This window comes from Novosphingobium sp. IK01 (genome assembly GCF_033242265.1).
GTDB classification, from domain to species: Bacteria; Pseudomonadota; Alphaproteobacteria; order Sphingomonadales; family Sphingomonadaceae; genus Novosphingobium; species Novosphingobium pituita.
Window position 1 is genome coordinate 1,835,320 of sequence record NZ_BTFW01000001.1, and the last position, 18,460, is coordinate 1,853,779.

Consider the following 18,460-nt stretch of genomic DNA (forward strand, 5'->3'; position numbering starts at 1 on the left):
CCGTCACCAATGTTTGCAACAGAGCCCGCAGAACTGCAAGATATTGCTATGTGGGGTGATCCTTCGCGTCAAGCACTTACCCTTCGTTCTGTACTTACCGTTTCAATCGTGTCCCCTTCTCTTTGTAAACTAAACGGTGGTTTGGTTGACTGACAACCGGCTCTAGCACGTTGTAAACCTATAAGCGCTGCGGACCCCTCAGTTACAAGGGCCCGTCATTGCCGGCGGGTGCCCCTTGGGCCAGACCGGTGTCGACAACGGCAGGAAGGGCCTCCGCCGAGTCTACCTCGGCCGAGGCTGTCTGCAGGCGGATAGAACTGCGGATTGACGCTGCATCGAGACGATCCTGGAAGTAGGTCTGAGACCACGCCATGTCGGCCCATTCGTCGGGACGCGCCTGGTAAGCGCCTACGCGGCCTATGAGGCCGCACAACCAGTCTGCACACTGACAGGTCTGATATCGCTCGCTTTCCACCTGAAAGGGGGGTTCTACAATTCGGCGACGGGGCGAGGGGCCGCCATACATCGCCTGACTGGCGCGAGTCAGGATCGCATCGCGATCCTGATGTTCGTCCATGACGATCACCATGTCGGCGTCGTTCTGATCGGCAAATTGGTTGAGGCGTTTCATCGCCTCACCTAAAACGGTCAGGTAAAGTGCTTGCGCCTTGAACTCGGCGACAGGGCGGTTCTTTTCAAGGCCGACATAGAATACGTGTCCGCCGCTTGCGCGAATCTTGTTGAGGATGCGGTTGGCCGCTGTACGCACCTGACGATATTTCTCGACGTTGATGGTGGTGAAAAGGGCTGAACCCTTCTTCTCCCATGTCGCGGGATGTTGACCGCTTTTCTGGATCTCCCATGCCAGCATGTTGCATTTCAGCTGGTAGAACCAAGTCGAAAACTGCCGAACAGACGATGCCGGCAGGATCATGCCTCCTAGCCCGAAGACTGGACTGTCGTTGTATGCCGGATCGTCGCGCGCGACATACGGGCCGATGTGACCAAATTCATCGAGATAGGCGAAATACAGCATTTAGCACCCCAGAATCGCGAAAGCCCACGCTAAGCGTGGGCTTCGGAATTGGGGCAGCCCATGAGCCGCGTCCACCGACGGTTATGGCCAGTCAACTCTCCTTTGTCAAGTAGGCGCAATGACTGCCCTCATTCTGAAGCAGAGGCCGCAGGCTTGATAGCAGCCCACGTTGGTTTATGATCCCAGTATGAACGTTATCGATCATCAGCCACATGCTTGGTATCTGCTTGAAGATAACGGTGTGCTATTTATCGACGCTGCATGCAGCCATAGTTTTGTCGACTATTCCGTTTTGATCGAACTTGACAAACAAGAGTTGCAAAATTTCGAAAGCGATGGACGATCTTTTCTGGACCAACTCGCCTATGACATTCACTATAGTGCGCCGGGAGTTCGGGGGAGCAATTCCCCATATAAGTCACGAAATTTGGCACAACTACGCGCCGAAGAGGTCAGCGAGGCGGTAAAGATTTGGCAGGCTGCCCGCATTGGGTGAGCGCGGACTTTCCAGACGATTGGCTGGTAGCCAGCCATCGGGGGCGACTAATCGAATTATTTTCGGTGTTTTATGGGTATGCCTATAACGCACTGCGTACCGTTAATGACGGGGGCTGGGACAATGCCGCCATTCCCGCGCAAAGGGTTGAATGGCAGGTTCATCGGCAAAATCCGGCATGGCGAGAACTGTCCGCTAGCCAGAAATGTGACTGCGATAGGAGGCCGTGTGTGCTGCGCTGTGCGGCTCGGCTCTCCCTGCCGCTGATCGGTTGGGGCATGGTGTCGGCCAACGGCACCGCCGCCGACCGACGCCGTCCATCGACGATGACAAATCCGAGGAAGCTGCTAACCTCCGCGCATGACCCTGGAACAGCTTCGCATTTTCGTCGCCGTTGCCGAACGCGAGCACATGACGCGAGCGGCGGACGCTGTGGGCGTCACGCAGTCCGCCGCTTCTGCCGCCATCGCCACGCTGGAGGCACGGCACGCCATCAAGCTGTTCCACCGCGTGGGGCGCGGCATCGAGTTGACCGATGCCGGTCGCTTCTTCCTTGGTGAGGCGCGGGCCGTGCTGACGCGGGCGGCCGAGGCGGAACTGGCGCTTGGCGAATATGCCGGGCTCAAGCGCGGCCATCTGCGGCTTGTTGCCAGCCAGACCATCGCCGCTTACTGGCTGCCCGAGCGACTGGCCGCTTTTCACCGCCGCTATCCCGAGATCGAACTCTCCGTCGCGATCGCCAACACCGAAGGCGCCGCACGCAGCGTGCGGGACGGCGAGGCCGAACTGGGCTTCATTGAAGGGGCGGTCGATGATCCATCGCTCGCGTACTGGAAGGTGGGCGAAGACCGCATGTTGCTGGTGAGCAGCACCCCCGCCGAGGCGATCACCAATGCATGGCTGGCGGCGGCCCCATGGGTGATGCGCGAGCCCGGATCCGGCACGCGCTCGACTTTCGAGGCCGCTATTCTGGATCGAGGCCTCGACCCGCACACGCTCAACGTGGTGCTGACCTTGCCGTCCAACGAGGCCGTTCTTGCGGCGGTGCGCGCGGGCGTGGGCAGCGCGATGCTGTCCCAGTTGGTCGTAACCCCGCTTCTGGAAGCCCGCGCGCTGTTCGCGCTGCCGCTCGCGCTTCCCCCGCGCCCCTTCCATGGGCTGCGGCAGAAGGAGCGTTACCGGAGCAAGGCGGCCGATGCGTTGCTCGATACGATCAAGAGCTTCAACGCGCAGCCGGACTGGGTGATCTGATCGTTTCAAGTGATTGGTTTGATCACGAGGATTTTTCGACGGATCAAGAAAACGCGCTGCCGGAGGGCGTTGATGACGCTCCATCGCCAGCGCGATCAGGCCGGAGCGCGGCCAATCAACAACTTAAATCGATCATAACCATATAAATTGATCGTTGGATTGATCGGTCGGCTGGTCGCATCTGTGTCTCACCAAGGAGATGCAACGTGACGACACAGAGCCTGTCCAGCCACCCCGAACTGCCCGGCAGCGCCCTTCTGCCTGGCCTCGCACTATGCCTGACCGTGACCGGAGGCGCCCTCATCCTGCAACGGATCGAAGCGGCGGTTTTCGGGCGCACCTGGTTGGAAGCGCTCGTCCTCGCGATCCTGATCGGCACAACCGTCCGCACCGTCTGGACGCCGGACAAGCGCTGGTTTCCCGGCATCACGTTCAGCGCCAAGGTTCTGCTCGAACTCGCCGTTGTCCTGCTGGGCGCCTCGGTCAGCGCAGCGACGATCATGGCCGCCGGAGCGGGCCTGTTGATCGGCATCGCCTTCGTGGTCTGTGCAGCCATCGCCAGCAGCTATCTGATCGGGCGATTGCTGGGGCTGCCGACGCGAATGGCGCTGCTCGTCGCCTGCGGCAATTCGATCTGCGGCAACTCGGCCATTGCCGCAGTGGCGCCGGTGATCGGCGCGGACGGCGAGGACGTTGCGGCCTCGATCGGCTTTACCGCCGTTCTGGGCGTGGTGGTCGTGCTGATGCTGCCGCTGCTCGCCTTTGGCCTGCACCTGAGCGGCCACCAGTTCGGCGCGCTTGCAGGCCTCACCGTCTATGCCGTGCCGCAGGTGATCGCCGCCGCCGCGCCCGGTGGGGCCACCGCCGTCCAGATGGGGACGCTCGTCAAGCTGGTGCGCGTGCTGATGCTTGGCCCGGTCTGCCTGATCCTTTCGCTGATCGCGCCAAAGCTGCGCGAGGAAGCCGACGAATTGCCCCCGCATGTGACCACCGGCGAACGCCCCGCCCTTGGCAGGCTGCCCCTGCACCACCTCGTGCCATGGTTCATCATCGGCTTTCTCGGCCTGATGGGGCTGCGTTCCTTCGGCCTGATCCCGCAGGCCGCGCTGGCTCCGGCGAACGACGCCGCCACGTTGCTCACCGTCGTCTCGATGGCAGCGCTCGGTCTGGGGGTCGATGTCCGCACGGTGGCCCATGCCGGAGGCCGCGTGACTGCTGCTGTCGTCCTCTCGCTCCTCGTGCTCGGGGCGATCAGCCTCGGCCTGATCCACCTGCTGGCCTTGGCCTGAACCGGCCCCTCTTTTCTCGCATCGGAGACCAACATGAAGCCGTATCTCCCCCTCTCTGCCTTGGCCGCCGCGCTGGCACTGGCCGGATGTTCCGGTTCCTCCACGCCCACCGGCAAGGCTGCGGCGCCCGCCACAGCCGCCGCCGACGATGCCACCACCTGCAAGAGCGGCATCACCCTCCAGTTGCTGGGATCGGGCGGCCCCGTCTCGGACGACGCCCGCGCGTCATCGGGCGCGGTGGTGTGGATCGATGGCAAGGCGCGACTGCTGATCGACGCAGGCGGCGGCACCTATCTGCGCTATGGCCAGACCGGCGCCCGGCTCGAAGATCTCGACTTCATCGGCATCTCGCATTTCCACACCGATCACGTGGCGGACCTGCCGGCGATCCTGAAGGGCGCCTATTTCCTCAGCGGCCGTCATGACGTGGCGCTGGTTGGCCCCGGCGGCAATGCAAACTTCCCCAGCATGACCGCTTTCTTTGATCGCGAATTCGGCCGAGGCCATGGCGCGTTTGAATATCTGGCCGGACTGTCTGGCGGCACCGATGGCCTGAACCTGTCGGTTCACCCCTCGAACGTCAACGTCGCCAGCCCCGTCGCCACCAAGGTCTGGCAGGGCGATGGCGTCACCATTTCCGCTCTGGGCATCCCGCATGGCGATGTGCCTGCGCTCGCCTATCGCATCGACACGCCCAAGGGCGTGATGGTGCTCTCGGCCGACCAGAACGGCAGCCGCAAGGAATTCATCGATTTCGCCAAGGGCGCCGACCTGCTGATGATGCCCGCCGCCATCGACGATGATGCCGATGCCCAGTCCCGCTTCCTCCATGCGACGCCAACGGTCGTCGGCAAGATCGCGGCACAGATCCATCCGAAGATGCTCGTCCTCGACCACTTCATGGGCCGCTCGCTGAAGGACAAGGACAAGAATGTCGCGATCATCCAGCGCTATTATCACGGCCCCGTCTTTGCTGGCCGCGATCTCTCCTGCTTCCCGCTTTCCCATTGAATGAAAAGGAGCATATCATCATGAAGCATGAACTGATCCTGGGCATCGCCGCCACTTCTCTGCTTGCCGCCCCGGCTTATGCAGCGCCGCAGGCTCCCGCCCCGGCCACCGCATCACAGCCCGCCAAGGGTGGCGGCAAATGCGCCAGCGGCAAGTGCGGCACCGAAAAGATCTACAGCCAGACCAAGCTCCGGCACGATCCGAACGGCGTCCTGGTCCGCGCCCGCGACGGCAAGTGCGGCCTGACCGGCAAGGGCTACAAGGTCGCTGAAAACAGCCAAAGCCGGTTGGCGGAGGGCGTATGCGGACGCTGACCGAAGGCGCGCGCGGACTTGGGCTTCGGCCCGAGTTCGTCGACACCCTTCTCGAATTGCCGGCCGTTAAAGGTCTGGATTTTCTGGAAGTCGCCCCCGAAAACTGGATGCAGATCGGCGGTCGCAAGCGCGACCAACTCGACCGCATCGCTGATCGCTATCCATTGGTCGCGCATGGCCTGAGCCTGTCCATCGCCGATACCGAGCCGCTCAACACCGCCTTCTTGCGCGATGTTGCCCGGTTCCTCGACGACTATGGTATTGCCATCTACAGCGATCACCTGAGCGCCGCGCGCGACAGCACCGGCTATCTCTACGATCTGCTTCCGGTTCCGCGCCGCGCGGAGAACCTACCCTATCTTGCAGGCCGCATTGCGCAGGTGCAGGATTTCACCGGCCGCCGCCTCGTTCTGGAAAATATCTCCGCCTATTATCGCTATCCCGGCGAGATGACCGAGGGCGCGTTCTTCGCTGAACTCGTCGCGCGCTCCGGTTGCGGCATCCTGCTCGACATCAACAACGCCTATGTGAATGCGCGCAACCACGGCACCGATGCCGACGCGTTCCTCCGCGCGCTGCCGTCCGAGGCCATCGTCTATTATCACATCGCCGGGCATCTCGAACTTGCCGACGGATTTCTGCTCGATACCCATGGCACGCCAGTCGCCGACGCAGTCATGGCGCTCGCAGGAAAGGCCTGGGCGCTGCATGGCGCGCGCCCGCTGCTGCTCGAACGCGACAACAAAGTGCCCGCGCTCGATGTCCTGCTTGCTGATCTCGGCTATATCGCAACCGCCGTCGACGAAGGCCGCCATGTCCTCGCCTGAAACCGCCGCACCGCCCGCCATGGCGATGGAATTCGCCGGCTTCTGCCGGGCCGCCCGCACAATCGGCTCGGAGATATACGGCCAGTTGCTGCGCGAGAATGTCGCCGACGTCCTGCGGGCTAGCTTCCCGCTGTTCACCGGCGGTATCGGCAGCGCGGCACTGGATGCGGCGATCGAAGCCTTTATCCAGCGCCACCCGGCGACGCGCCCGCAGTTCCACCATATCGCCACCGAGTTTCTGCTTTTTGCGCAGCGCCAACTTGTATTGTCGCCCCAACAGATCGCGCTGCTGGAATATGAGTGGGCGCTGCTCGCTGCAGAGATCGACCCCGCATCGGTGCCACCCGCCAGCACGGATGTAGACAGGCTTTCGCTAAACCCCACCGCCCGTCTGGTGTTGTTGCAGTTCGATCCCGCCCGGCCAGCGGTCGCGGGGGACGCCGTCGATCGCCCGCATGCGATTTTCCGAACCGCCAGTCATCAGGTGCTCACCCTGCCGCTGACACTGCCGGATTGCCTGCTGGTCGAGCATGTTCGTGCGAAGGAAGCGGCGCCGCTTGTCGGGCTTTTCGACGCGCTCATGCCCTGTTGCTCGGCCGTCGAACTCCAGACCAGCCTGACGCGTGGTCTGGTCTGCGGCCTGTTCTGCCCATCCCAAAGACCATCGGAGACCCCGCATGAAACTGATCGCTCTTGTTGACACCGCGCTGGAAAAGGCCCGCGCGCTGGACTTCCTCGCCCCGCTCGCCATCCGGCTCTATCTGCTGCCCATCTTTTACGAAGGCGCGCACGCAAAGCTGACCGGCTTCGAGGCGCTGGTGCAGTGGTTTGGCGCCCCCGTTGCACAGGGTGGGCTGAACATGCCCGCCCCACTGCTGATGGCGGCTCTCGCCACGGCGACGGAAACCGCCGGTTGCATCCTGCTGGCGCTCGGCCTGTTTACCCGTCTGATCTCGATCCCGCTGATGGTGACGATGACGGTTGCCGGCCTGTCGGTCCACTGGTCGCACGGGTGGGCGGCAATCGCGGGAAAGACCGCCGAGTCCACCATGCGGCTCCAGGCCTTCATGGAATGGTTGGCACAGAATTTTCCCGGCCGGTTCAACTACATCACCCAATATGGCGACCCGGTGGTGCTCAACAACGGCATCGAGTTTACGGTCACCTATGTCATCATGCTTGCTGTCCTCTTCTTCTACGGCGGCGGACGTTTTGTAAGTCTGGACTATTGGCTCGGACAGTTCCGGGCACGCCCGGACGGCGCCCTGGCTGCGGCGCATGTCTGACACCTAGCTCCTTGGTTTCGACGGTATTCTTGGCTTTTCTACGCCGCGAATGCCGTTGAAATCGCTGTTCACTTCGGCCGATCATATCGCCCACAGCATGCTCGAAACGTGAAACGGCCAGTTGCGGTCATTGCGGACACTCCTGCCAGCGCCACGGAACGACGCAATCTGGTCGGGTGCCGCTGGCATCGGAACGCGCAGTCGTGGGACATTGCTTCCCTTCGTGAAACGCAAGCTGAACGACGGCATTAGACAGGAGTGGACGTTCGAACCTTGCTGACTGTCGTGGTAATTTGCGATACGATTGCTGCTATCCCAACCGGGAATGTACACGACCGAAAGCAGACAAGCCTATCAGTCAGGCAATTCTCTTCAATAAATGATGATATCGAGGATGATTTAGGTTCGCACAGAAAGTGAGAATGCGACCGCCTCAAGAAACGAGATGGTTTGTTCGAGACCTTCTACATGTCGCGCAGGCGAACGATTGTCGTTGATATGCTGCTGTAAACTTACTACATGCTGAAGGCTACAGTCACGCGGAGCAGTTTTCCGACTACAGAATGTCCTGCCTTATCCAGCGCCTCCGGTTGCAAGGTAGAAACGAGCTGGTAAGCCGAGAAGCGAAAATCTTTTACAACTTCGTCTGTGTCGCTACCGATCTCGGCGGGGTTCAACTGTATCGAACCAGGGTCACGGCACAGTAACTCGAGGGATGGCTCGATAAGACATGAGACTGTGATATGCGCTTTGATCGTCTTTCGAACAGCGATGTTGGGATAGAGGTCCGCCAACAGTGTGCCATCTAGGGGGCGCTTGAGCGTAACATCACGGAGCATAACCGTCTCTCCAGGTGAGAACGGTTCGCGCGCATCGGCGGGTGCCACAACCTCATCGAAAAAGCGTACTACGAATATTATTGGACTGTCGCGCCGCGCCGTCAATAGCGCAGTGTGTATCCGCTGTGCTGCAACGTAGTTCAGACTTGCGGCAACGGATTTAGCTGATCGCTCTGCTGCCTTATCTGCCGCTCGCAACTGACCCCAGTCGATGGTCGCCTGACCGGCAGGCACTAGTGATGCGGCAACACACGCCCCAACTGCGCCCGAATGTGTCCAGACGATACAGGCCAGTCGCACATGGCTGGAGGCCGATGGTTTGTTGGTAAGTGCGTCCCATGTCGCCGCCCGCACGGAAGCGCTGACAGGAACCCTGACATCGATAGACGAGACAACGCCATACTCAACCGGAACGTTGTGCAGGTCAAACTTAGCTGGCACTATGGCCCCTGCAATATTGGTCTGGGCAACCGACGGGGTTGACGCAGTGACGAGCGCAGCTGACATTGCCAACCCGAGATATTTCATATTCACCTCAAAAAAGAGAAATATTCCAGAACAATACGATTGCACCAGTAAGGCAACTTATCTGATTTGGCAAATTTCAGAGTCCGGGCGGCAGCTACCTCCGATCTGGTCTCCAAACCCGCTGCTTCTGAATCCAGGCCATTGTCGCCATTCACTAAGTGCAAAGCGTGCCGGCCGGATGCAACCTACTTTAGCGGCAGAATTCTCGTAAACCGGTCGTTGCCCTCTAGGCCCTTGAATGGCGGCAAGTGGTCGCGTCCGGTCAGTCCGCTGTTCCAGAGGATCGTCAGGTAGCCAGCCATCGGGGGCGACTAATCGGATTATTCTCGGTCTTTTATGGGTGTACCTAATAAGGACCAGCGTCAGCGCGGTCTCATTATTGCGGTTTGACAACGTAAAAAAGACTGCAATAAATAAGACTGCCTAAAAGAGACCGCCCATGTTCGTTCGTGCCTATCTTCGAGCCTCGACCTCGCAACAGGACGCCTCTCGGGCGAGAGGTGCCCTTGATGCGTTCGCAACCGAACGGGGCTTGCGCATCGCCGCCCGCTACATGGAGAATGAAAGTGGGGCCAAGCTCGATCGGCCCGAGTTGTTTCGTCTGTTAGCAGATTGTGACCCCGGCGACGTTCTTTTGGTGGAGCAGGTTGACCGCCTGTCCCGCCTCACGGCTCCGGACTGGATGAAGTTGCGATCGGAGATCGACGCTAAGCAGGTTCGGATCGTGGCGTTGGACCTGCCCACGTCATGGAGCCTTGCCGCCACTAGCGACGAGTTCACCGCGCGGATGTTTTCTGCGGTCAACAATATGATGCTCGATGTTCTCGCTGCTGTTGCCCGAAAGGATTATGATGACAGGCGGCGGCGCCAGTCCGAAGGCACAGCGCGTGCCAAGGCTGCGGGCTTGTATAAAGGGCGACCTGAGAACAAGGCTCGCAATGTCGCTATCGCTGCTATGTTGGGAGACGGTCGCACCTGGCGTGAGGTCATGGACGCCACAGGATGTAGTCGAACGCTTCTAGCGAAAATTGCGCGTGACGTTCGGGAGCGACGCGCTGAAGCAGATGAGGCCCCCTGCCCCCCCCTGTGAAACGGTGGTTTTGTTGACTGACAACCTCGCGCGGTGCGGACCTTGGGAATGGCCGAGGTTTCTTCGGATTGTGCAGTGCAGCAAAATGGCCTAATTCGGCACTGTCAACTTAATCAGAAAAAATTCAGATTAAGTTGACATTTTTGGAAGATGCTATCATTTTTGCCACTCTGATAGCAGGAGTGATGGCGTTATGCCAGCTTTGACGATCCGCAATATACCCGATGACGTCCATCGGGGGCTCAAGGCCCTCGCTGCAAGCCACGGTCAGAGCACGGAGGCGGAAGTGCGTGCCATTCTCGCGGCAGCCGTTAAGCCGGCGTCACGCCTGAAGATGGGGCAAGCTCTTTGGGAGCTTGGCCGTGAGGCCGGGCTCACCAGTGACGACATTGCTGCAATGGAAGCATCCCGCGCCAGCAAGCCCGCTGAGCCGCTGAGCTTCGATTGATGATTGTCCTTGATACGAACGTCATTTCGGAAATGATGAAGCCTGAGCCGGCAGAGAGTGTGCGGCGCTGGCTTGACGATCAGCCAGCGGAGGTTCTGTTTCTCACATCGGTTAGCCAGGCCGAGCTGCTGTTTGGCATCGTCATGCTTCCGGCAGGTCGTCGCAAGGAAAACCTTGCTGCCGTGCTCACCGGCCTTGAGCCTCTGTTTGCCGGGCGCATTTTGCCTTTCGATAGCGATGCCGCGCAGCATTATGCCGATCTGGCGGTTGAAGCCCGGAGCAACGGCCAGGGCTTTCCGACACCAGATGGCTACATTGCCGCCATAGCCGCATCGAAGGGGTTTGCTGTTGCCACGCGCGATGTTGCCCCCTTCGAGGCTGGCGGAGTGGCTGTCATCAATCCTTGGGAGGCTGGGGAATGAAGCTGGGATATGCTCGGGTCAGCACGGGGGAGCAGAACCTTGCTCTGCAAATTGACGCGCTCCGCGCGGCGGGAGTTGAGCGTATCTTTGAGGATAAGGGGGTCAGCGGCTCGATGGTTCTCAAACCGGCCTTTGCGGACATGCTGAGGCACGCCAGGGCTGGCGATGAGATCATTGTATGGCGGCTAGATCGACTGGGCCGGTCCCTTACCTCCCTCATCACCGAGTTGGAGTTGCTGGCCAAACTTGATCTTGGTTTTCGGTCCTTGACCGAGCAGATCGAAACGGTGACGCCCGGTGGCCGGCTGTTCTTTCATATGGTTGGAGCCTTTGCTCAGTTTGAGCGGGATGTGATCCGAGAGCGTACTAATGCTGGGCTTCAGGCGGCACGGCGCGCTGGCAAACGCTTGGGGCGGCCTCCGTCGATCAGCGATTCCCAATGGCAGCAGGTTAAGGCGCTGATGTCTGGCCCTGCTGAAATGAGTGTGGCGTCCGTCGCCGATCTGCTGGGGGTAAGCCGCCAAGCTATCTACAAGCGGCTCCGCCGCGAGCAAGCCACAGAGGCATCCGCTTCAGAGGCAGGCCCCCTGCCCTGCCCGGTCGGTTAGTTGCGCGAAGGTCTCAGCGGTCTGTTCGCCCCCTCCTGTTCAGGCTCGCATCCGCCTGAGTGATGCTGATCCGGCATTGTCCCGTTCCTTCATGGGCGTGTTGCTGTCTGACGCACTTGAACGCCTCCCCTGCCCTTGCGTGTTTGGGCTTCGCCCCAAGCGGATAACCGTCGCTGTGCGACTACGGTTTCCGTAAACGGACCCTCCGTTTTTCAGCTTGCCCGCGCCAGGTGGCCGTTCCGGGGATGTGCGTCAGCAACGACGTGAAGCGCCCCGGGTTTCCCGGAGGCATTTTCAATTGAGTCATGCAACCATATCGAGGGTCTCTCTGGCTGCATAGTAGTTTGCCTCGGCCTCGGCGGGCGGGATGTAGCCGATGGGGCCGAAAAGGCGCTGGTTGTTGAACCAATCCACCCAGCGCAGGGTTGCTATTTCGACTGCCGATGCGCTTGGCCATGACCTCTGACGCCAGATCACCTCGGTTTTGTAGAGGCCATTGATGGTCTCGGCCAAGGCATTGTCATAGCTGTCGCCGACGCTGCCGACCGATGGTACGAGGTTGGCTTCGGCCAGACGCTGGGTGTAGTTCATGGCGAGATATTGAACGCCCCTGTCGCTATGGTGGATCAGGCCATCTTCCGGCCCTGGCCTGCGGGCTTGTATCGCCTGCTCCAAGGCGTCCAGCACGAAGCCGGCGGTAGCCGACGTGCTGACCTTCCAGCCCACGATCCGGCGGGCATAGGCGTCGATCACGAAAGCTACATAAACGAAGCCGGCCCAGGTGTGGACGTATGTAAAATCGACCACCCACAATGCGTTGGGACGTTCAACGCGGAACTCGCGATTGACTTTATCCAATGGGCACGGGGCTTTCGGATTGCTGACCGTGGTGATCGTCGTCTTGCCACGCCGAGCGCCCGCCAGCCCCATGGCCGCCATCAGGCGCTCCACGGTGCACCGGGCGACAGCCACGCCATCGCGCAGCAACTGGTGCCAAACTTTGCGTGCTCCATAGAGCCCGGAACTGGCCTCGTGGACGCGCTTGATCTGCGCCTTGATCTCGTCATCACGACGGGCACGCGCGGGGCGCCTGCCGGGATCGACCAGGCGACGTGCATGTTCATGGTAGGAGGACGGGGCGATCGCCAACTCATGGCAGATCGGCTCGATACCCAGATCCTCACGATGGGCGTCGATGAACGACATCATCATTTCTCGCGGCGGTCGAGTATCCGTCTTGGTCAAGGGCGAACAGGTTGCCAATCGCGTCCTTCACGCAACAACGTGTTTGCCAGAACGATGATGCGCCGCATGACGGCGGTGATAGCCACCTTCTTTGCTTTCCCTGCATTTACGAACTGCTGATATTTGTCACGGAAATCATGATTGAAGCGAATGGCAACCAACGCAGGCATGTAAATTGCCCGTCGAAGTGATGCCCTACCACCAATAATCCGCTCTTTGCCTTGCCACTTGCCTGACTGTTGCGTCATAGGCGCAAGCCCAGCCAGAGCGGCGATCTTTTTGCTGTCGAGATGTCCAAGCTCTGGCATGTCGATCACCAACGTGGTCGCGGTCAATCTGCCGATCCCGGGAATGGTCATGAGGCGTCTGATGCGCTCATCAAGGGTGCCACGCTGCTGAGCGATCTGCGCAATCACTTGATCCAGGGCTTTGATGTCCGTGTCGATGTCATCGATCCGGCGGCAAAGTTGGTCCTTCACAAGCGGGTTGCTCGCTGTGGCGAGACGCGTCTTTGCGGTGATCTGATCTTTGACCATGGCCCGCCTAGCTGTCAGCAACTCTCTGAGATCATGAATATCTTCGCCTTCAATGCCTTGTGGGGCCAGATCAAGGACCACGCCCATTCGTGCCAACATCCTGGCATCAACGCTGTCGGTCTTGGCCAGACGGCCGATAGCCTGAGCAAAGCGCCGCGCTTGCTTCGGATTGACCTTGATGAAAGGCTGCCCCGCCAAGCTGAGGTATCGTTCAAGCCCACGATGATATGCGCCGGTCGCCTCGAAAACGACCAACACCCCCTTATTCTTACCCAGCCATGTGCATAGCTGGGCGAAACCCTCAACCGTGTTGGGCAGGCTGAGTGCTGCGTCTTGGGAATGCCAAAACGCATCCAGGCGGTCTTTCGACACGTCGATCCCGATGGTATCCTTGGCCATCTCTTCTTTCTACCTTTGCTTGTCGTTCGGGCCCGGAGCCCACGTATCCGTTCAGGTCGTAAGAAAAGACGGAGGCTCGCCAAACTCGACCGCGGTCCTGCAAGACCAAGCTCCGCACGGCGCCGCCTCCGCCACAACCCGGCACCGCAGCTGCGGTGCCGGGTTGTGGCTCCCTTTTGCCTCAGGAGCCGGGAATTCTCATAAGACAAGCTCCGCCATCGCAAAATACGCTGATGCCTTGCGCAGGATCTCGTTGGCGCGCCGCAGTTCCTTGACCTCGCGCTCCAGCAGTTTGAGCCGGGCCTGGTCATCGGCGGCCAGCGCCGCTGGTGCCGTTCGTCGGCTCGCCTCCTCACGGCACCAGCGGCGCAGAGTCTCGGCCGTGCAGCCAATCTTGCTGGCGATCGAGGTCATCGCCTCCCACTCCGAGCCGTAATCGGCGCGATGCTCGCCAACCATGCGCACCGCGCGTTCGCGGACTTCAGGTGAAAACTTGTTCCGGGTCTTGCTCATCACGAAAGCTCCTTCTCACAAATCGGAGCCTCCGGGAAACCCGGGGCGCTTCAACACCATCCAGGCGATCCATTGCCAAGCGATGGTGAGGTGACCGCGACGCGGTAAGCCCCCATCCAAAACCGACCAGCGACCGCGCAGAACGCAAAGATCACCATGGCCCGCCAGTTGTTTAGGCGCGAACCTCCCGTGACCCACGCCGGCATCAGGGTAAAGAAGATATCCACCATGGGCTGGCCACGCCAATAAGGTACACGCCCAAGTTGACTGTCCGCATGATGCAAAACGACTGCCTGTGCAGCAAGACCACGCAGGCCCGTCAGTGACGCGGCAATGCGACCTGACAGCAACGCATTGCAAATCTTCCCTAAAATATGGTCGGAATATGATCCCCTTGCTACTCCGGCCTATATTCAAATATATATTACACTGAAATTTGAAAAATATAATGCGCAATAGAAATACCATTTTTTATTCGACACAGATTGGACTGATGCGCATCAGGAAGTTATATAAAGCAGATACATACTACAATATTCAGGACCGCGCCGGGACGCGACCGGCGCGCGGGGGAGAAAGGGCGCGATGCTCAGTAAAGTCACCAAGGCACTTCGCACCGATCCCGCCGGATTTCCGCGGCGCGCTGCCAGTGCCATGGCAGAACGCGGGAGGCTCGACGCCTTTCGCCTGCTCGGGATGCCCGCCGGCAGCGTCGTGCATTATGGCGTTCACCGCAATGGCAATGCCGGGGATACCGCCCTGTTCACGGCAACGCGAATGCTGTTCGATACCCGCTTCGGCGCCCAGACCTGGACCCGACTGCCGGTGCGCGCCCCCGTCCGCCCTGCCGATATAGACCGCATCAACGCTCACGCCAGGGCCGTGGTGGTCGGCGGAGGCGGATTGATCATCCCGGATTCGGTCTCGAACAGCCTGTCGGGCTGGCAATGGAACATCGCACTCAAAGATCTCGAGCGGCTTGATCGCCCCCTCGTACTCAACGCAGTGGGCTACAATGCCTTCCACGGCCAATCGAACTTCGCCGACCGATTTGGGGCACATGTCGTGGAGACAGTCCGCAAGTCAGCCTTCGTCGGACTGCGTAATACCGGTTCGATCCGCTCCCTTAGCACGCACCTTCCGCCCGAACTGACATCACGCTTGCGCCACCAACCCTGCCCGACAACCGTTCTTTCGTATCTGCTCCCCGCTCATGAGGCCACAAGCCCCCCTGCCCGCGACTTCAAGCACACACCAGGGCGTCACTTGTCGATCAACCTGGCCTTTGACCGGGTCGAGCGGCGCTTCAACGGTCAGGTCGAGGCCTGCGTTCGGGATATTGCCGACGCTGCACACCATATGGTGGCACACGGATGGCGCGTGAGCGTGGCCATCCACGATCCGCGCGACCGTTTTTTTCTGCCGCTTCTGCGCCGCTTCGACCTCACATTCGACATCATCGACATTGCCCATGCCGGGCTGCGCACAATTCTGGATTATTACCGGACCACCGACTTGACCATCGGGATGCGCGGTCACGGGCAAATGGTCCCCTTCGGACTCCAGCGCCCGATCTTCACGCTCTCATCACATCCTAAAATGGACTATTTCCTCGAAGATATCGGACAGCCCGGCTGGGGCGTTGACATTCGTGAACCCGGTTTTCGTGACGCCCTGATTGCAGGCATGGAAAGCGTGGTCGCCGCCCCGGAAGCTACATACGCCACACTCCAGACAGCCCAAGCCCGCTTGTGGAAGCAAATGCAGGACAATCTGACCTTGTGCGCAGATGCCTTTTGAGCTGGGCGACAAACCGGGACACCTGAAGACATGACCCCAAATTCACCACAATCACAGCACAACTGATTTTAAAAAAACCATAAAGGTTATTTGGAAATACAGATCGCCCCCCAAAACTGGCAAATTTTCATCGCGAATCGCCCCCACGCCAAAAACAAGCAGGCGCTTCACCAGACACAAATCATCAAAAATTTTTCAGCCATGATCGACCGTGCACACATATCCGCATCATCCGCGAAATCAACATTATTGCATTAAATCATTAACTTATAATCCGAGACGACGCCGCAGCCTATTTGCCGTTAAACGACGATCATAAATTGCAAATAGCTAAACAATAACGATTTACATCGTTGATTCAGGCAAAATCACACCACAACGGATAATCTGCGTTGAATTTATGAAAAAAAGCACGTAGTAAAAATACATAGTCCGATTGTGGGAGTCTTCTCCGATGCAGCTCTTGAAGATCACTACGGCTGGCATGGCAGCATCTCTACTGATTACGGGAACGGCTCAGGCGTCTTCGACGCGCGCATCAGGCATGCCAGTTGCGCCGATTGCAGCCAAGAAGCTGATCCGCACCTCAGCTCCTGTCTCCAGTAAAAACAAGGCAGTTCCGACCAGCGCCATGATACTCATGGGCATTGCTGGCGCTGGCGCATTGGGAACCGGCCTCTACTTCGCGGTTCGGGATTCTTCCACCGGAAGCTGATGCCCCCGATATTCGAACGTGATTGAGGGGCCAAAGAGTTTTACTTTTCGGCCCCTTTTCCGTTTTCCGGTGACCAGTGCACATGGTGCCGCGCTGAGGAGATGTCATGGAGGCCCCCTCCCACGCGCTTTCAACCCATGCCGGTCCGGCCTCGCCCGATACCAGTCATGAAAGCAGGCAACGGCGCAGGCGCTCGCACAGACACAGGCACGGCACATCCGGAACGGCTGAACGGGAACGCTCCACGCGGCACCCAGCCGATCAGGGAACCTCCCAAGGTCGCCATCGGCGTGCGCGCAGCATCGTGCATTCCCGGCCCGCTGCGGGCGAGATGATCGCGATGGTCGCGGTTGCCAGCGCCATCGCTCTGGGCGGCGGCGGCACCACCAATCCACTGACCGAAACCATCCTTCAGCCGCTGCTGGCCGTGCTGGCGGGCCTGCCGCTGATTCTGCCCCGTCTGCGCATCGGCCTTTCGGCGCCACCACGCTCAACGTGGATTTTGGCATTTCTCGTTCTGATCGTGCCGATCCTGCAACTGATCCCCCTGCCCCCAAGCCTGTGGCAGGCCTTGCCCGGTCGCGCCGCAGAGAGCGCCAGCCTCGCGCTGGTTCATGCCGGACACGCGTGGATGCCCTGGTCGATGGCACCAGCGCGGACCTTTATTTCGCTTCTGGCAATGGTCGGACCGGTGCTCGTTCTGCTGCTGGCGGCCGGACTGGATCAGGCTGGGCGGACCTGGCTGTGCATCACGATCGCAGCCATGGGCCTGGTCTCGATCGTGCTGGGCGTCCTGCAACTTTCCCATGCCGATGGCTTCAGTTGGTCGCTCTATCCCTATTACAACAACGGAAAACTCGACGGCTTCCAGGCCAATCACAATGCACAGGCCGACGTTCTGGGCATTGCCCTGATGGCTTTTGCGGTGGGCTGCACAGCACTCCACCAGAGCACATCACGGCCGATGCTCGTCTGGATACTGGCCGCAACCGGCCTCACGGTTGCGGCACTCGCGCTTTTTCTGACCGGATCACGCACGGGGATCGCGCTCATGCCACTGCCCATGCTCGTCTCCGCTGCCATCCTCCTGCCCACCGCCCACGGCATCATCTTGCGCGCAAAACGACGGATCATCATCGGCCTTGGCGCAGCAGGCCTGGTGTTGACAGGAGTCGGCAGCCTCGCTCTCGCGCGGCTCCCCGCGATCAAGGCCGTATTCGACCGCTTCAATGATCTGGAGAATACCCGCGCGGAGATCTGGACGGACACCTGGCATGCACTGGGCACGGTCTGGCCGATAGGTGGAGGTATCGGAAGTTTCCCCGTCCTTTTCAACGCCGCCGAACGGCTTGAGGTCGTCAGCCCGATCCAGGCCGGACGCGCGCACAACGACTGGCTCGAATGGGCCCTTGAGGCAGGGCTGCCGGGGATTTTCGTGCTCGTCCTGGTTCTGGGTCTGATCGGCCTCCTGGCCTGGCAGGCCATGCGCATCACGGCAGTGTCCCCACGAGCCTTCATGAAGCGGCACAGAGCAAGCCGTCAGGGCACAGGCAACAGCCTTGTGGCACGTGCCCAGACGCTTTTTGCCTGCGGCACCCTCCTTGTGCTGGGCGCCCATGCCCTCGACGACTTCCCGGTCCGGGCCATGGCTCTGGCCTGCCTGGCCGCAGTCGCCGTCGGCCTGCTGACCCCGCCACGCCTCTCGGCACCCGAAACGCTTTCCTCGCCACGCCATTGATCGTATCCAGAACGAAGCAAGGCCATCTCTCCCATGCCAGTCGTTCACGCCGAACCGAGATCCGCACCG

General features: G+C 60.2%; 18 protein-coding genes, 2 pseudogenes and 1 other annotated feature. Of the genes and pseudogenes, 15 read left to right on the forward strand and 5 right to left on the reverse strand.

Annotated elements, in window-relative coordinates; translation table 11 throughout:
- Positions 1-202 precede the first annotated feature (202 nt).
- Positions 203-1,036: a DUF3800 domain-containing protein gene (locus tag SBI20_RS08505; RefSeq protein ID WP_317974635.1), complete on the reverse strand. Its 834-nt coding sequence runs from the start codon at positions 1,034-1,036 to the stop codon at positions 203-205.
- A gap of 187 nt (positions 1,037-1,223) precedes the next feature.
- On the opposite strand from SBI20_RS08505, the gene SBI20_RS08510 reads away from it, so the two are divergent.
- The 8 genes from SBI20_RS08510 (at position 1,224) to SBI20_RS08545 (ending at position 7,510) form a co-directional block, all read left to right on the forward strand.
- Positions 1,224-1,532: a hypothetical protein gene (locus SBI20_RS08510; protein WP_317974636.1), complete on the forward strand. Its 309-nt coding sequence runs from the start codon at positions 1,224-1,226 to the stop codon at positions 1,530-1,532.
- Positions 1,533-1,892: 360 nt separating this feature from the next.
- Entirely contained in the window at positions 1,893-2,783 is an 891-nt protein-coding gene (locus SBI20_RS08515) for a LysR family transcriptional regulator (protein WP_008070444.1), read from the forward strand.
- A gap of 206 nt (positions 2,784-2,989) precedes the next feature.
- Entirely contained in the window at positions 2,990-4,072 is a 1,083-nt protein-coding gene (locus SBI20_RS08520) for a YeiH family protein (RefSeq protein WP_050805637.1), read from the forward strand.
- A 33-nt stretch (positions 4,073-4,105) separates the two neighbouring features.
- The gene (locus SBI20_RS08525) at positions 4,106-5,083 is read left to right on the forward strand and encodes an MBL fold metallo-hydrolase (protein WP_018075834.1); all 978 of its coding nucleotides are present in this window, start codon (positions 4,106-4,108) and stop codon (positions 5,081-5,083) included.
- Positions 5,084-5,103: 20 nt separating this feature from the next.
- Positions 5,104-5,397: a hypothetical protein gene (locus SBI20_RS08530; RefSeq protein ID WP_026166977.1), complete on the forward strand. Its 294-nt coding sequence runs from the start codon at positions 5,104-5,106 to the stop codon at positions 5,395-5,397.
- The gene (locus SBI20_RS08535; RefSeq protein WP_008070453.1) at positions 5,385-6,224 is read left to right on the forward strand and encodes an MbnB/TglH/ChrH family RiPP precursor modification enzyme; all 840 of its coding nucleotides are present in this window, start codon (positions 5,385-5,387) and stop codon (positions 6,222-6,224) included. The genes SBI20_RS08530 and SBI20_RS08535 overlap by 13 nt, the downstream gene beginning before the upstream one ends.
- Positions 6,211-6,924 carry an HvfC/BufC family peptide modification chaperone gene (locus SBI20_RS08540; RefSeq protein ID WP_232281092.1) on the forward strand — a complete coding sequence of 238 codons (714 nt, stop codon included), beginning with the start codon at positions 6,211-6,213 and terminating at the stop codon, positions 6,922-6,924. Before SBI20_RS08535 ends, SBI20_RS08540 begins: the two co-directional genes overlap by 14 nt.
- Positions 6,902-7,510, forward strand: a complete 609-nt coding sequence (locus SBI20_RS08545) for an HvfX family Cu-binding RiPP maturation protein (RefSeq protein ID WP_008070457.1) — start codon at positions 6,902-6,904, stop codon at positions 7,508-7,510. Before SBI20_RS08540 ends, SBI20_RS08545 begins: the two co-directional genes overlap by 23 nt.
- A gap of 515 nt (positions 7,511-8,025) precedes the next feature.
- Here the strand turns inward: SBI20_RS08545 and SBI20_RS08550 are convergent.
- The gene (locus SBI20_RS08550) at positions 8,026-8,877 is read right to left on the reverse strand and encodes a hypothetical protein (protein ID WP_317974637.1); all 852 of its coding nucleotides are present in this window, start codon (positions 8,875-8,877) and stop codon (positions 8,026-8,028) included.
- A 439-nt stretch (positions 8,878-9,316) separates the two neighbouring features.
- Here SBI20_RS08550 and SBI20_RS08555 point away from each other — a divergent pair, with 439 nt between their 5' ends.
- The 4 genes from SBI20_RS08555 (at position 9,317) to SBI20_RS08570 (ending at position 11,445) form a co-directional block, all read left to right on the forward strand.
- On the forward strand, positions 9,317-9,967 hold the full coding sequence (locus SBI20_RS08555) for a recombinase family protein (RefSeq protein WP_317974638.1): 651 nt from the start codon (positions 9,317-9,319) through the stop codon (positions 9,965-9,967).
- Positions 9,968-10,160: 193 nt separating this feature from the next.
- A complete protein-coding gene (locus SBI20_RS08560) occupies positions 10,161-10,415 on the forward strand; it encodes a FitA-like ribbon-helix-helix domain-containing protein (protein WP_317974639.1) in 255 nt (84 codons plus the stop codon).
- The gene (locus SBI20_RS08565) at positions 10,415-10,837 is read left to right on the forward strand and encodes a type II toxin-antitoxin system VapC family toxin (RefSeq protein WP_317974640.1); all 423 of its coding nucleotides are present in this window, start codon (positions 10,415-10,417) and stop codon (positions 10,835-10,837) included. The genes SBI20_RS08560 and SBI20_RS08565 overlap by 1 nt, the downstream gene beginning before the upstream one ends.
- Positions 10,834-11,445 (forward strand): recombinase family protein, encoded by a 612-nt coding sequence (locus SBI20_RS08570; protein ID WP_317974641.1) that lies wholly within the window; start codon positions 10,834-10,836, stop codon positions 11,443-11,445. The genes SBI20_RS08565 and SBI20_RS08570 overlap by 4 nt, the downstream gene beginning before the upstream one ends.
- A gap of 303 nt (positions 11,446-11,748) precedes the next feature.
- On the opposite strand, the pseudogene SBI20_RS08575 reads toward SBI20_RS08570, so the two are convergent.
- The 3 genes and pseudogenes from SBI20_RS08575 to SBI20_RS08585 form a co-directional block, all read right to left on the reverse strand.
- Positions 11,749-12,672 (reverse strand): annotated as a pseudogene (locus SBI20_RS08575) (IS3 family transposase); the annotation flags it as partial.
- Positions 12,582-12,695: a sequence feature (AL1L pseudoknot), on the reverse strand. Its footprint overlaps the pseudogene before it by 91 nt.
- Positions 12,687-13,625: an IS110 family RNA-guided transposase gene (locus SBI20_RS08580; RefSeq protein ID WP_317973750.1), complete on the reverse strand. Its 939-nt coding sequence runs from the start codon at positions 13,623-13,625 to the stop codon at positions 12,687-12,689. (Overlaps the previous feature by 9 nt.)
- A 208-nt stretch (positions 13,626-13,833) precedes the next feature.
- Positions 13,834-14,138 (reverse strand): annotated as a pseudogene (locus tag SBI20_RS08585) (transposase); the annotation flags it as partial.
- Between the two features lie 585 nt (positions 14,139-14,723).
- On the opposite strand from SBI20_RS08585, the gene SBI20_RS08590 reads away from it, so the two are divergent.
- From SBI20_RS08590 to SBI20_RS08600, 3 genes are all read left to right on the forward strand, one after another.
- Positions 14,724-15,938, forward strand: coding sequence for a polysaccharide pyruvyl transferase family protein (locus tag SBI20_RS08590; RefSeq protein ID WP_317974642.1), 1,215 nt, complete (start codon positions 14,724-14,726; stop codon positions 15,936-15,938).
- A 454-nt stretch (positions 15,939-16,392) separates the two neighbouring features.
- Positions 16,393-16,653: a hypothetical protein gene (locus SBI20_RS08595; protein WP_317974643.1), complete on the forward strand. Its 261-nt coding sequence runs from the start codon at positions 16,393-16,395 to the stop codon at positions 16,651-16,653.
- 106 nt (positions 16,654-16,759) lie between these two features.
- Positions 16,760-18,391 carry an O-antigen ligase family protein gene (locus SBI20_RS08600; RefSeq protein ID WP_317974644.1) on the forward strand — a complete coding sequence of 544 codons (1,632 nt, stop codon included), beginning with the start codon at positions 16,760-16,762 and terminating at the stop codon, positions 18,389-18,391.
- Positions 18,392-18,460: the final 69 nt, after the last annotated feature.